This window comes from Roseibium sp. Sym1, from assembly GCF_027359675.1.
In the GTDB taxonomy this organism is placed as follows: Bacteria; Pseudomonadota; Alphaproteobacteria; order Rhizobiales; family Stappiaceae; genus Roseibium.
On record NZ_CP114786.1, the window covers coordinates 3,249,034 to 3,262,461 of the forward strand.

The following is a 13,428-nucleotide window of genomic DNA, read 5'->3' on the forward strand; positions in this document are numbered from 1 at the left end:
ATCAGAGCGTGCGGATCTTGCTCCGCGCGGCTGAGCCGGGCAATTTGCGGAGCCTGGTTAATAGACGGAAAGATGCTGCGGCCTGCCACCCAAACGCGACGGCGGCATCTTGATGCAACGCAATGTCAATCCCTGTCATATCGGCCAGGGTGAGAAACGTTTTCAAGAACCCGACGGGCTCCGATATGAAAGGCACCCTTATTGCGCTTGCGGCAGCTGTCCTCCTCATCCTCGGGGGTAGTCTTGCATATCTTGTGATACTGCAAGACCGCAATGGCCTGCCCGCGGGCTTCGTTCAGGGCAACGGGCGGCTTGAGGCCGAGCAGGTCGAGATCGCGCCAAAGATTGCGGGACGTGTCGACCAGGTGCTGGCTGCCGAGGGCAGCCTCGTCGAAAAGGACGCCGTGCTCGTCGAGATGGATACGGACGAGCTCAAGGCGGCCCTCGACCGGGCGAAAGCCGAGGTTGCGCTGGCACGCCAGACGAAGGCCGAGGCCGAAGCCGTCGTCCTGCAGCGTCAGAGCGAACTCCGTCTCACCAAACATGAACTTGAGCGTGCGCGAACGCTGCTGGTGAGCGAACACATTTCCCAGGCCATCTTCGACGAGCGGGAAACCGCGGTTCACGTGGCCGAAGCGGTGCTGGGCGCCGCCAAGGCGCGGGTGGCAACCGGCGAAAGCCAGATCGCCGCAGCGGAAGCCGAGGCCCGCCGGATCGCAACCCAGATCAGCGACAGCAAGCTCTTTGCCCCGCAGCCGGGGCGCGTGCTCTATCGCCTGGCGGAACCGGGCGAAGTGGTCCAGGCGGGCGGGCCGATCCTGACGCTCCTCAGCCTGGAAAACGTCTACATGGACGTGTTCCTGCCGGCACGCGATGCCGGGCTCCTGCCGATCGGCGCCGAGGCGCGGATCGTGCTCGACGTGTTGCCCGATTACGCAATCCCCGCCGCGGTGACCTTCGTTTCTCCCGAAGCCCAGTTCACGCCCAAGCAGGTTGAAACGCTTGAGGAGCGCGAAAAGCTCGTCTTCCGCGTTCGCGTCCGCATACCGCCGGACCTTGTCGCCGGACGGATCCAACATGTGAAAACCGGCCTGCGCGGGATCGCTGTCGTGCGTGTGGATGGCAATGCCGTCTGGCCCGAGGCATTGGACCGGCGCATTCCGCCCGAGCTGTTCGAATGACAAGCGGTGCGAAAGCCCCGCCCATTCGAATTGCCGCCGTGACGCATCGGTATGGCAGGCGCGTGGCGCTGGATGACCTGTCGCTTGAGCTGCCCGCGGGACGCCTTGTCGGGCTCATCGGGCCGGACGGCGTCGGGAAATCGACCTTGCTTGGATTGCTGGCCGGGGCAAAGGCGCTGCAGGCCGGAGAGATCGATGTTCTGGGCGGCCCGATCGCGGATCCGGCGCACCGGCGCCGCGTCTGCCCGGCCATCGCCTTCATGCCGCAAGGGCTCGGCAGGAACCTCTATTCCGAGCTGTCGGTTCGTGAGAATCTGGAGTTTTTTTCGCGTCTCTTCGGTCAGGGCGCTGAAGAACGCGACGTGCGCATTGCGGCGCTCTTGTCGGCGACAGGCCTCGCTCCCTTCGAGGACAGGCTCATGGGCAAGCTTTCGGGAGGCATGAAGCAGAAGCTCGGCCTCTGCTGCGCATTGATCCACGATCCAAAACTGCTCGTTCTGGACGAACCGACCACCGGCGTGGACCCGCTCTCGCGCAGGCAATTCTGGGCGCTGATGGACGCGATCAGGGCACACAGTCCCGGCCTCAGCGTTCTGGTCTCCACGGCCTACATGGAGGAAGCGGAACAGTTCGACTGGATCGTTGCCATGGATGCAGGACGCGCGCTCTTCGAAGGCAGCCCGGCCGCTCTCAAGGGCGAGGCGGAAACCCTCGAGGCCGCGTATCGGGGGTTGCGCGAGACCGGCGCATCGGAGCGGCCTGTCACCGTTCCGCCGCTTCCCGAGGATGGTGCCCCGCCGGTCATTGTCGCACGGGATCTCACGCGGCGCTTCGGCGACTTCACCGCCGTCGACAGGGTCGATTTCGCGATCCACAAGGGCGAAATCTTCGGGTTCCTGGGGTCTAACGGCTGCGGCAAGTCGACAACGATGAAGATGCTGACCGGCCTCCTTCCGGCGAGCGGGGGCGAAGCGCGGCTGTTCGGCAAGCCGGTCGACGCCGGCAAGAGTGAAACACGGCGGGACATCGGCTACATGAGCCAGGCCTTTTCGCTCTACGGCGAGCTGACGGTGCGCCAGAACCTGCGTCTTCACGCAAGGATCTTCGAGCTCGCGGACAAGGATGAACGCATCGCCGAGCTGACCGACCGTTTCGGGCTTGAAGCGCATCTCGACACCCTTGCCGATGCCTTGCCGCTCGGCATCAAGCAGCGCCTGTCGCTTGCCGTCGCGGTGCTCCATCGCCCGCGCGTGCTGATCCTTGACGAGCCGACATCCGGCGTGGATCCGGAGGCACGTGACGCCTTCTGGGCATTGCTGATCGAACTGTCGAGGCGTGACGGCGTGACAATCTTTGTGTCGACGCATTTCATGACGGAGGCGGAACGCTGTGATCGGGTCTCGCTCATGCATGCGGGCCGTGTCCTTGCCATGGGCGCGCCCTCCGAGCTGGCGTCGGATGCAGACGTGGAGAGCCTGGAAGAAGCCTTCATCGCGGCACTCGAGGCAGAGGAGCCGCCGGCTCCCGTCATCGCGCCGGATGTGCCTGCCAGGACAGGAAGCGCCCGGTCGGGTGGCGGTCTCGGACGGATTGCGGCCTATGCCCGTCGCGAAACCGTCGAAGTGCTGCGCGACCCGGTCCGGCTCGCCTTCGCGTTCCTCGGCTCGGCGCTCCTGATGCTGGTGTTCTGCTTCGGCATTTCGCTTGATATCGAGGAGCTGGATTTTGCGGTGCTGGACCTGTCGCAGGGACCGGAGAGCCGCGCCTATGTTTCCGAGATCGAAGGCTCACGCTACTTCAGGCCCACGCCGCCGCTCTCCTCGGTCGAAGAGGGCCATCGCCGCCTCACCGACGGCACCGCTGCCGTCATCGTCGAGCTGCCACCGGAATTCGGACGCAAGCTGCGCGCGGGCGAGCAGACCGAGGTGCTGACGACGGTCGATGGAGCCGTTCCCTTCAAGGGGGAAACGGTGGCGGGGTACGTTGCCGGACTGCACCGAAGCTTCCTCGATGTTTTTGCGCGCGAGACAGGGGAGAGGCAGGTGCAGCTTGCGCGGATCGAACCCCGTTTCCGCTATAACCAGAGTTTCGAGAGCATTGCCGCCATGGCCCCTGGCATGCCCGCGATCTTGCTCATCATGCTGCCTGCAATCCTCACGGCGGTCAGCGTTGCGCGCGAGCGCGAACTCGGGTCGGTCACGAATTTCTACGTCACACCGACGACCAGGCTGGAATTCCTGATCGGCAAGCAGGCGCCCTATGTCGTGATTGCTTTCGCAAATTTCCTCCTGCTCTCGGCGATGACCATCGTCGTCTTCGGCGTGCCCCTGAAGGGCAATCCGGTGCCGCTGGCCATCGGTGCGTTTCTTTACGTCTGGGCGACGACATCCTTCGGGCTGCTGATCGCCACCCTGACGTCCAGCCAGGTCGCCGCCGTCTTTGCCACCGCCATCGCGTCCATCGTGCCGACCATTCAGTTCTCCGGCCTGCTGCAGCCGGTTTCCACCCTGGAGCCCGCCGCCCAGACCATCGGCTCGCTCTGGCCGTCTTCCTATTTCCTGCATCTGAACGTGGGCGCCTTTACCAAGGGGCTCGACTGGAATGCGCTCCTGCCCGACATTCTGGCGCTTGCCTGTTTCGGACCGGCGTTCACCCTGATGGCAGCGCTCCTGCTGCGCGCACAGGAGCGTTGAGATGCACAGGGCGCGGCGCATTTTCTGGCTGGGCCTCAAGGAAATCATGAGCCTCCGGCGCGACTGGGTCATGATGGCGCTGCTGGTCTATTCGTTCTCCCTCGCGCCGGTCATGGAGGCGACCGGGGTGTCGACGTCGGTCAACAACGCGTCGATCGCCTTTGCCGACGAGGACAACTCGCCGCTTTCGCGCTCGCTTGCGGCCGCGTTTTTCCCACCCGAATTCCAGCCCGTTATCCAGATCGAGCCCGGCAGTGGCGCCGCGCAAATGGACGCCGGCCGGTTTCTCTTTGTCGTGTCGGTGCCGCCCGGCTTCGAGAAAGACGTCCGTGCGGGGCACGCCCCCGAGATCCAGGTGCTGATCGATGCCACCGCGATGGAGCAGGCCGGCATCGGGTCGAGCTACATAACGAATATCCTGGGTGCGGAGATCCGCCGGTTCGCGATCGGCGCCGATCTCGTGCAGCACGAGCCCATCAACCTCGTGATCCACACCGCGTTCAATCCGAACGGTGACACGGTGCAGTTCGCAAGCATCGTCTCGCTCATCGGCCAGATCATGTGGCTGACGACCATCCTGACGGGCGCGGCCATGATCCGCGAACGCGAGCACGGGACGATCGAGCACCTGCTCGCCATGCCGATCGCGCCCTTCGACATCGCGGCCGCCAAGATCTGGGCGAATGCCGCCGTGGTGCTCGTGGCCACGGTGGTCGCCCTGACCTTCGTGCTGGAAGGATTTCTCGGCGTTGCCATCGCGGGGTCGAGGATGTTGTTCCTGGCCAGTACGGCGCTCTTTCTCTTCACCGCGACAGCCCTCGGGGTCTTCCTGGCGACACTGGCCCGGTCGATGGCGCAATTCGCGCTGCTGGTGATGCTGACGGTGCTGCCGATGCTCATGCTGTCCGGCGGGGAAACCCCGATCGAGGGCCAGCCGGCCTGGCTTCAGGTCGCGACGCTGATCCTGCCGTCGCGTCATTTCATGTCGTGCAGCCAGGCGATCGTCTACAAGGGAGCGGGGATCGAGACGGTCTGGCCCGAGTTCCTGGCGATGGCGCTGCTCGGCGCCGCGCTCTTGTCGGTCAGCCTGCTTCTGTTCCGCCGGTCGGTCGCGCAGGACCGGTAAGCGTCCATCGCCGTCAGCGTGCCTGTGCTCCCTAAAGCAGCCTCCTGGAAGGCCCGGCCACCAGCCGGGACATCGCTCCGCTTTCTTCCGGCATCAGCCTTTTGCAATCGTCGGGTATCTTTTCTCCGTGACGTCTTCCGGAGTATCCGGCAGGTACCAGCTCGGCTTGGAGATTTCGCCAAACCAGCCGAACACGGCAAACAACGGCTGTTCTCCGGTCCGTATCGAGTGCATGTCGTTCCGGTGGTGCAGCGAGATGTCGCCGGGGCGTTTGAGGACAAATGGCCGGTCGTCTCCGACCTGAAACTCTGCCTGCCCGGTCACCGGAATGTAAAACTCAGTGGCCGGATGGGCATGGACAGGGTAAGTCGTGTCCGGTCCCTGGAGGAAAAGTCCGAGGATGACCTCGCTGTTCTGGAGCACGCCGTCCGGCCCGATGCCTTCCCCGTTGGCAAAGGCCGACAGGAAGGGGCGGCTCCAGTCATCCTCGTCATAGAACTCGGTCCAGTTCACACAGGAAAACGCATCCAGGGCCGCGTCGTGAAGGTCCTGCATGCCGCTGGCTGCAGGGTGGGAAAAAACCTGCGGTGCGAAGCGGAGGCCGCGTACCGAACGTCTGCCGCCGAGTGCGCGCGCGTGCAGATCGCCAAGCGCCTTCTCGAGATCGTGCGCCATCTGCCTGGCGAGATTGCGATCGGGATCGGTGCCCCCTGACATGCCGCGGAGGTGGATTGCAGTGACGCGGGCGAGTTCGGTCAGGACCTTCAGGGTACGTTCGGAATGGCGAATATTCACGCAGTCACCTTCGTTCCTTGGCGGTTGAGCGGTGTCAGGGACGTTGTTCATTCATGCCTCGGTAGTAGGAGGAGGGCCGGTGGCGACCGGTCAGCGATTAGACGATCGGGATCGTCGGAATGTGACTTCGCCTGCATTGCGGCAAATAGAAAAAACTGCAGGGATCGCCACAGGTAGGGGCCGAAGGTTGCAAATGCCACCCGAGACGCATTCTTTTTCCGCTGAGATGTCACGATCGGGGCTTTTGTTTCGTCTTTACGGCAGAGCTTCACTTCCTGGGACGAACCGGCATGGATCTTGTTGCGAAACAGAAGACGTTTGAAACAGCGCGGCCGCGCCTCATGGGCATTGCCTACAGATTGCTCGGGTCATCAGCAGACGCGGAAGACGTCGTGCAGGACACTGCCGCGAAATGGCTTGTCGCGGACCATTCGAAGATCGCCGAACCCGATGGCTGGCTGGTGACGGTCTGCACCAACAGGTGTCTGGACATCCTCGGCTCGGCGCGCGTCCAAAGGACCGAATATGTGGGGCCCTGGTTGCCGGACCAGTTGCTTGTCCAGCACGCACCTGATCTGGATGAACAGATTGATATCGCCTCGAGCCTGACAACTGCCTTCCTGCTGCTGCTTGAACGGCTGACCCCGAAAGAGCGGGCAGCCTATCTCCTCCACGACATATTTGGAGTTCCGTTCAAGGACATTGCCGACACCCTGCAGATCAACGAGTTGAATTGCAGGAAGCTGGCGTCCCGTGCGCGAAAGATGGTTTCGCGTGAAAATGTCAGGTTTTCGCCGAGCCGGGAACAGCAGAAGCAGTTCCTGCACCTGTTCGAAACGGCCGTGCGCACAGGCGAGCTGGAAGACCTGGCTGCGGCGCTCAGCGAGGATGTCGATTTCCGTGCCGACAGCGGTGGCAGCGTCACCGCTGCAAGAGATCCGGTAATTGGACGTTCCTCCGTGATGTCCTTCATCGGCGATGTCTTGCAGGGCGCCTGGCATGCGATGACGATGACGGTCGTCGCCACGAACAGCGGCCTTGGACTCCTCCTCCGGGAGGGCAGGGACAATCATGCAATCGTGACCTTCGGCTTCGATCAGGACGGCAAGATCGCCCACATCTTTGTTGTCCGGCATCCCGGTAAAATCGCGCGGTTCCTGTCACAAAGTTTCACGCTGACGCGCACCGGAGATCTCCGGGTCAATTGAGGCCGGAGCGATCCGGGCCTGACTGCGGCAACGCCTTTCCGGTGGCCCGCAGGTTCCTTCTGCCACGACCGGGACCGGTCAAATTGTTGTCCGCCCTGGTCACCTTCTGGCCTGGTCAATCGTTCTAGGACCGAACCAGAACGTTTCTTGCCAGAAGGAAGACTTCCCAATGAAAACCGAAACCGGAGCACAGCCACCCAGGTGGCTGGATCTTGCGGCTCGAGAGCATCTTCCCTTCTCCGTCATCCTGGGGGGAGGGGTTGTTCTGCACGCTCTGAATGTCTTTGTATCGACGACGATCCTTCCCTCGGTCGTGAAGGAGATCGGCGGGCTGACCTATTACGCCTGGAGCACCACGCTGTTCGTTGTCGCCTCCATTGTCAGCGCGGCCCTGACCTCCAGGCTGAAAAATGCCGTCGGTTCCAGACATGCCTATCTCGTTGCTTTCGGCATCTTCTCGGCCGGAACACTCCTGTGCGGTGCCGCCGACACCATTGGTGTCCTGAATGCCGGACGAGCCGTTCAGGGCGCGGGCGGCGGGCTGCTTTACGCGCTCGCCTATACCGTCATCCGGGCGGTCTACCCGGAACGGCTCTGGCCGATCGCCATCGGCCTGATCACCTTGATGTGGGGTGTCGCGACACTGCTCGGACCGGCTCTGGGTGGCTTCTTTGCCGAGATCGGCCAGTGGCGGCTCGCCTTCTTTTCACTGCTTCCGGCAACGTTCCTGTTTGCATTGCTGAGCGCGGCGAATCTGGACAATGACACCGGTCGCAGGGAGGTCCAGGCGCCGGTTCCCGCACTCCAGTTGCTGCTGATGGTGGCGACTGTCGTCACCGTCTCCCTGGCCAGCCTGTCGCCAAGTCCGGAAAATCTCCTGACGACCTTGCTTGCCTGCCTGGTGTTCATGGGCGTGGCGGCCTATGCGGAAAAGCGCTCGTCGGCCCGGCTTCTGCCAAGCGGCGCACTCAAGTTTTCCTCCGAACTCGGTGCGTTGTACCTGTGCGTCGGGTTCCTGATGATCGGCATGCAGCCGGAGGCTTTCATTCCCTTTTTCCTGCAGCACCTGCATGGCCAGACGCCGCTGGCGGCCGGCTATATGGGCGCGTTGATGGCATTGGGGTGGACGCTCGGCTCGGCAGTATCCGCCGGCTTTACGGGCAAGCGCGCTCAAAACACGATCCTTCAAGGGGCTTTCTTCAGCTTCCTCGGACTGGCAATCCAGCTTGGCCCGCTGCCAAGCCATGAAGGCGCGCTGCCCGCCTTGCTGGCCGTATGCCTCGGACTGACGCTGGTCGGGTTCGGCATCGGCTTTTGCTGGCCGCATCTGACGACACGTATCTACAAGGCCTCGCCAACCGGAGAGGGAGACCTTGCCGCCGGGGCGATCACCACCGTGCAGCTCTTTGCGACCGCTGTGGGGTCGGCACTGGTCGGCCTCGTCGTCAATGCAACCGGCCTGGTCGAACCGGGTGGACTGCAGGGCATCTCATCCGCTGCCTTCTGGATGTGCCTCGTGTTCCTTGGCGCGCCGGCCACCGCGTTTTTCTTTGCCTTTCGTGCCCTGCCCCCCTCCACAATCCGACCGGAGCGATAAATCATGACCTATGCACACGCTATGATGAACGGCGGGCAATGTGCCCACCGTCATCGCGATCATCAATCAGTGCAGCGTGCCCATGGCCTTGTCCGCCTTCTGGCGGGATTTCTTGATCTTCCGTTGCCGGGCCGCTTCCGCCTTGCGGGCCTTCCGGTTCAGCTTCAATTCACTTGAGGGGGAGTTGTTCTGAAAACCAATCGGATTGTTCCGGGGCATGTCGTCGAACTGCTGAACGGAGAGCGGTTGAACCGGCCCGCTATCCATTGTCACAGGCGCAGGCATTTGCGGATGGACGCTCTCCCACTCCGAGGCCCTGTAAATATCCTCAAGCGTTGTCTGTGATCGTCTCAGCACAAAGTCTTCCGGATTTGGCAGCGTGTCAGAAAGCGTCCACGCAAACACCGTTGTCAGACCTGTTTTCTTGAAACGCACATAGCCTTCAAGCTCGCCGGACTCGACAAGCTCGATGCCGCAGCCTTCCATATATTCGCGCATGGAAAAGTGTTTGCCGTTTGGCATCATCCAGCGCGTACCCAGACGCAATTGCCTCTTTTCGCGGACTCGCTCCATGCCATTTTTGTCTTCATACAGCATGAACGCCCAGAGCGGCTTGTCGTCTTCAGAGCCAACCTCGCAGCCGGTGGATGCTCTGATGAGTGAGCCATCCGCATGCTGGACAACACCATCATCCCGCAGAATGTCGATGAGCGGGACAAACTTGCCCTCGTACGTACCGCCAGCGCAGTAATAGACGTGTGCCGGGGTAACGAACGTGCCATGGAAATCCAGGATGTTTTTGGCTTCGTTCTCGAAGGTCTTCTTAACCCGTCCAGGTTTTAGGTTGCCGTCCTGGTCGAATGACAGCACCCAATCGTTCGCAGTCACTTCTTCAATTGGTTTCTGCCAGATCTTCGCCCGGACTTCTTCCTCGTCATACAGGCCGTCTGCCGCCGGCTTCAAACCCGCCTCAACTGGCCACATGTCAACCATTGTGCCTGCGAGGAAGCATTTCTCTAATTTTTTTGTCAGAAGGCCGCGTTCATCAATCTGAGTTAAAGCTCGTTGAAGAAAAATATTGTAGTATTCTTCTTCAAGAGTTCTTGGTGAAATATGCAAATATCCGCTTTTAGCAAGCTGAGCCATCGCTTGGTAGTATTCTGTAGCAGCCATGTCGGGATATGCTTTTGTATTTCACGCCCGAGAAAATTGTTTAACAAATCTTTTTGATAATCATCACTATACATAGTGTATATTTCCAGATCATGCCCTGCGCCCCACGCAGTATTTTGTCCTTTTACATCGGCGACAATGGCAGATACTGCTGCGTGTTTAACTGCATTCATTTCGGCTGCAGTAACGACAATATTCGCTTCAAGAAGCGCTTCCTTCATTCGCTGCGTATAAAATTCGTTTTGTTCCCTGTGGTCATCCCATCCGTGGTGAGGTGAAATGTCATTTTCATCCGCCATTTCTCTTAATCCGTTGCTAACAATAGGATCCCATCGCCTTGCTTTACGACGATATCGTCCGGCCTTTCAAAGCAGTGTGGCGTTCCAAGTTTTATGGGGTAGTCGTGATTTAGTACGTCGTTGTCTGCAAACGTTACGACAATATCCTCGTTTTTATGCTCAATAATTGTTATTTTTCCATAAGGAGCAGTTGAATCTGTTCCTGTATTCTTTGGAAGCTTTGTTCCGTCTGGATAGATACATACTCTGTCTAAATTTTTATTGGAAAAAGGCTTGCTTCCTACAGTAAAATTCTCCATTTTTACATATGAGTTATCATCTTGTGAACAGCCAAGAAGAAAGGTGAACGCTAGGAATGATGAAAAAACTGCAGTTAATTTGAGCATGTCTGTGTCGAGTATTTTTTGGAAATACAACTTAGATCATAAAAGGGATTTTGTTATTTCATGTCAATGTCGAAGGCTGGCTAGAACTCAGAAACAAGGTGTTGCATAAGTCATGACTACTTACCCTGTTCACGACCTTACCTACATCCTGCTGCTCGGGGGCTGGCCAGCTGGACGACGCTCGCAGCCTTCAACAATCTTCGAGATTTCGGTCACGGGGCTAGGTGTGGAATCCAAAAAGGTTGTTCACTCGCATTGAAGATCTGAGACTGGTTGGTGACCAAACCTAATCAGCTTCAGGATCGATGGAATGAACAACCCGCATCAGCAGCGCCGGATGGCGCTGCCTCTCTCTTTAGTATTTCGAGATCTGGACGCGATTCCAGAGGTTGATCATGCCGACACAGGTCGTCATGAGGGAGATCATTTCGTCGGAATAGTGCTTGCGCAGATTGCCCCTCAAAGAGGCGTAATCCGCATCGCGGTCCAGATAGGTCAGTGCCTCGGCCCAGGCAAAGGCGGCCTTTTCCGCTGCGCTGAAATCGGAAACATGTTTCCACGCCGCCAACCGGTCCAGACGCTCACTGGTCTCGCCATCCCGTCTGGCGTCGCGGCTATGCATCTTCACGCAGTAGGCGCATTCGTTGATCTGGGAGATCCGCAGCTCGATGAGATGCGAGAGGGAAGGGGGCAGCCCCTTTTCCGCCATGAGGGCATGTGTCTGGCCGAGATGTGTCATCAGGTCCGGCAACTGGGTTTCGTGAACGATCGCCTTGGTGTCAGCTTCCATAAGTCCGTACTCCGTTGGTTTGGGAATGACCTACTGGAAACGAATGAAGCCCTGAAAAGGTGACGTGCTGAGAGCTGGTCCGGCGAGGGCTGTTCAAGCTCGCAGAAGCCAGCCGCCAATTGCCGGTGTCGCGGCATCGCGCTGAGCGGCGACTTCCTTCAAACGGTCTTTCAGAAAGGTCCGGAAACTCAGGAGCTTGGCATCGTTGCGCCTGCTCCTTTGAAGACACATGTGCAGCGAGTTGGACACGAACACCTTTTCCTCGAACAGTTCGATGAGATCACCGCTCGCAAGGTAGGGGTCCACGAGCTGGTTGGGCAGCTGGGAAATTCCGTGACCGGCCAGTACGAGTTTCAGGATTTCCTCGGTATCCGTCGACAGGAAATTGCCGGTGAACCGACGGTAGATGATGTCCGCGTCGGTCTTGAAACGCCACTGGAACACCGAGTGATCGGACGGAAACCGGAAATTCAGGCAATTGAACCGGCCAAGGTCGTCGACAGTGTCCGGAAATGTCTGATCCTTGAAATAGTCCGGTGAAGCAACCGTCCTGAAGCGGATGTCCATGAGCTTGGTCGCGATCATGTCCTGGTGCCGGATACGCCCGCTGCGGAAATAGATATCGACTTCGCCCGAAGTCACATCGGCGCGGCCATCGCTGAGGCGCAGATCCACGGTCATTTTCGGGTGTTTTTCCAGATACCGGTGGATCACGGGCGTCAGAAAAAAGCGGCCGAAAAGCACGGATGACTCAATCGTCAGGACGCCGGCAGGCTCGGCGGAAAAGGCGGAAACCTCGCTTTCCACATTTTCGATTTCCGAGAGCACGGTGCGCATGCCCCGGACATAGATCTCACCGGCCTCCGTCAGGGCGATGCTGCGCGTGTTGCGCAGGAGAAGGGGCGTGCCGACGGCCTGTTCGAGCAAAGCGATGTTCTTGCTGGCGGCGCTGCGGGTCATGTTCAGCGCCCGCGCGCCGGCAGCAATGCTGCCGCCCTCCACGGCGGCAATCAGGGTGCGGACCAGATGAAGCTTGGTGTTCAAGGGGTGTTTCTCGCTGTCAACTTTTTGGAACCGGAAGAGTGACAAATCCGTATCTTTTTTGTCAACACCGGGGACGCTAGCTGTATCGCACCAACAACGAAAGGTGCAGATGCATGCGCTATTATGTGCTCGATCCCGTCGGAAGTATCGAAAACCTCCAGCTCAGAGAGGGAGCCGTTCCGGTTCCGCGCGGGGACACGGATGTGGTCGTCAAGGTCAAGGCGGCCACGCTCAACTACAAGGATCTGGTGCTGGCTCTCGGCTGGTTGCCGCTGAACAACGGCGATGCGGACTACGTGCCGCTGTCGGATGGCGCCGGCAAGGTTGTCGGCGTCGGTCCGGGTGTCCGAAACCTGCAGCCGGGGGACAGGGTCGTCCCGTCCTTTTTTCCGGATTGGGAAACGGGCGAGCCGGCGGGCGACGAGAAGTCGCTTGGACGTGAACTGACCGGAATGCTTGCGGAATATGTCTGTCTGCCGGAACAAGCGCTGGTCAGGATACCCGATTCAATGAGTTATGCCGAAGCCGCAGCGTTTCCCTGCGCCGGCGTGACCGCCTGGCATGCCTTGTGTGAAAAAGGGCCGGTAACGGAAGAACACACGGTCCTGACCCTCGGGACCGGCGGTGTTTCCATGTTCGCACTGCAGATCGCAAAGGCAAAGGGTGCAACGGTCATTGCGACAACGGGAAGCGCGGAAAAGGCGCAGCTGCTGCACCGGGTCGGCGCCGACCATGTGATCAATTACCGCGAGACAGAAGAGTGGGACAAGGAAGTCCTGCGTCTGACCGACGGAAAAGGAGCGGATATCATCGTTGAGGTCGGCGGTGCGCAAACGTTCCAGAAGTCAATGAACGCCGCCGCCTTCGGCGGACGCATTTCGTGTGTCGGTGTCCTTGCCGGCGTCGACGGTCACGCCGACCCGACCAGCATATTGTTCAAGTCCCTGTCGGTCGATGGCGTTTATGTCGGCAACACGCAGATGCTGCATGACGTGATTGCATTCTACGACAGGAACCGCCTTCGTCCGATCATGGATGCCGAGACATTTCCGTTCGAGGATGCCGGCAAGGCCTATGCGCGGCTCTTGCAGCAGAGCCATTTCGGCAAAATCGCACTTCAGATCCAGTAAATCTCC

At 59.9% G+C, this 13,428-nt stretch carries 12 protein-coding genes; 6 read left to right on the forward strand and 6 right to left on the reverse strand.

Annotated elements, in window-relative coordinates; translation table 11 throughout:
• The first annotated feature begins 254 nt into the window (after positions 1–254).
• Genes O6760_RS14780 through O6760_RS14790 form a run of 3 tightly spaced genes read left to right on the forward strand, consistent with a single transcriptional unit; the run spans position 255 to position 5,000 of the window.
• On the forward strand, positions 255–1,181 hold the full coding sequence (locus tag O6760_RS14780; RefSeq protein WP_269586125.1) for an HlyD family secretion protein: 927 nt from the start codon (positions 255–257) through the stop codon (positions 1,179–1,181).
• Positions 1,178–3,874 (forward strand): ribosome-associated ATPase/putative transporter RbbA, encoded by a 2,697-nt coding sequence (gene rbbA, locus O6760_RS14785; protein ID WP_269586126.1) that lies wholly within the window; start codon positions 1,178–1,180, stop codon positions 3,872–3,874. Before O6760_RS14780 ends, rbbA begins: the two co-directional genes overlap by 4 nt.
• Position 3,875: 1 nt before the next feature.
• Entirely contained in the window at positions 3,876–5,000 is a 1,125-nt protein-coding gene (locus O6760_RS14790) for an ABC transporter permease (RefSeq protein WP_269586127.1), read from the forward strand.
• A 93-nt stretch (positions 5,001–5,093) separates the two neighbouring features.
• Here O6760_RS14790 and O6760_RS14795 read toward each other — a convergent pair whose 3' ends face one another.
• A complete protein-coding gene (locus tag O6760_RS14795; RefSeq protein WP_269586128.1) occupies positions 5,094–5,795 on the reverse strand; it encodes a dimethylsulfonioproprionate lyase family protein in 702 nt (233 codons plus the stop codon).
• Positions 5,796–6,085: 290 nt separating this feature from the next.
• On the opposite strand from O6760_RS14795, the gene sigJ reads away from it, so the two are divergent.
• Together sigJ and O6760_RS14805 are read left to right on the forward strand one after the other, a co-directional pair.
• On the forward strand, positions 6,086–7,003 hold the full coding sequence (sigJ, locus tag O6760_RS14800; protein ID WP_269586129.1) for an RNA polymerase sigma factor SigJ: 918 nt from the start codon (positions 6,086–6,088) through the stop codon (positions 7,001–7,003).
• A 169-nt stretch (positions 7,004–7,172) separates the two neighbouring features.
• Positions 7,173–8,600 (forward strand): MFS transporter, encoded by a 1,428-nt coding sequence (locus O6760_RS14805; RefSeq protein ID WP_269586130.1) that lies wholly within the window; start codon positions 7,173–7,175, stop codon positions 8,598–8,600.
• Positions 8,601–8,666: 66 nt separating this feature from the next.
• Here O6760_RS14805 and O6760_RS14810 read toward each other — a convergent pair whose 3' ends face one another.
• From O6760_RS14810 to O6760_RS14830, 5 genes are all read right to left on the reverse strand, one after another.
• The gene (locus O6760_RS14810) at positions 8,667–9,746 is read right to left on the reverse strand and encodes a hypothetical protein (protein ID WP_269586131.1); all 1,080 of its coding nucleotides are present in this window, start codon (positions 9,744–9,746) and stop codon (positions 8,667–8,669) included.
• Positions 9,656–10,072 carry a hypothetical protein gene (locus O6760_RS14815; RefSeq protein WP_269586132.1) on the reverse strand — a complete coding sequence of 139 codons (417 nt, stop codon included), beginning with the start codon at positions 10,070–10,072 and terminating at the stop codon, positions 9,656–9,658. Before O6760_RS14815 ends, O6760_RS14810 begins: the two co-directional genes overlap by 91 nt.
• Before the next feature lie 5 nt (positions 10,073–10,077).
• On the reverse strand, positions 10,078–10,458 hold the full coding sequence (locus O6760_RS14820) for a hypothetical protein (protein ID WP_269586133.1): 381 nt from the start codon (positions 10,456–10,458) through the stop codon (positions 10,078–10,080).
• Between the two features lie 355 nt (positions 10,459–10,813).
• Entirely contained in the window at positions 10,814–11,248 is a 435-nt protein-coding gene (locus tag O6760_RS14825) for a carboxymuconolactone decarboxylase family protein (RefSeq protein ID WP_269586134.1), read from the reverse strand.
• 93 nt (positions 11,249–11,341) lie between these two features.
• Positions 11,342–12,292, reverse strand: a complete 951-nt coding sequence (locus O6760_RS14830; protein WP_269586135.1) for a LysR family transcriptional regulator — start codon at positions 12,290–12,292, stop codon at positions 11,342–11,344.
• Positions 12,293–12,405: 113 nt separating this feature from the next.
• On the opposite strand from O6760_RS14830, the gene O6760_RS14835 reads away from it, so the two are divergent.
• On the forward strand, positions 12,406–13,422 hold the full coding sequence (locus O6760_RS14835) for a zinc-dependent alcohol dehydrogenase family protein (protein ID WP_269586136.1): 1,017 nt from the start codon (positions 12,406–12,408) through the stop codon (positions 13,420–13,422).
• Positions 13,423–13,428 lie beyond the last annotated feature (6 nt).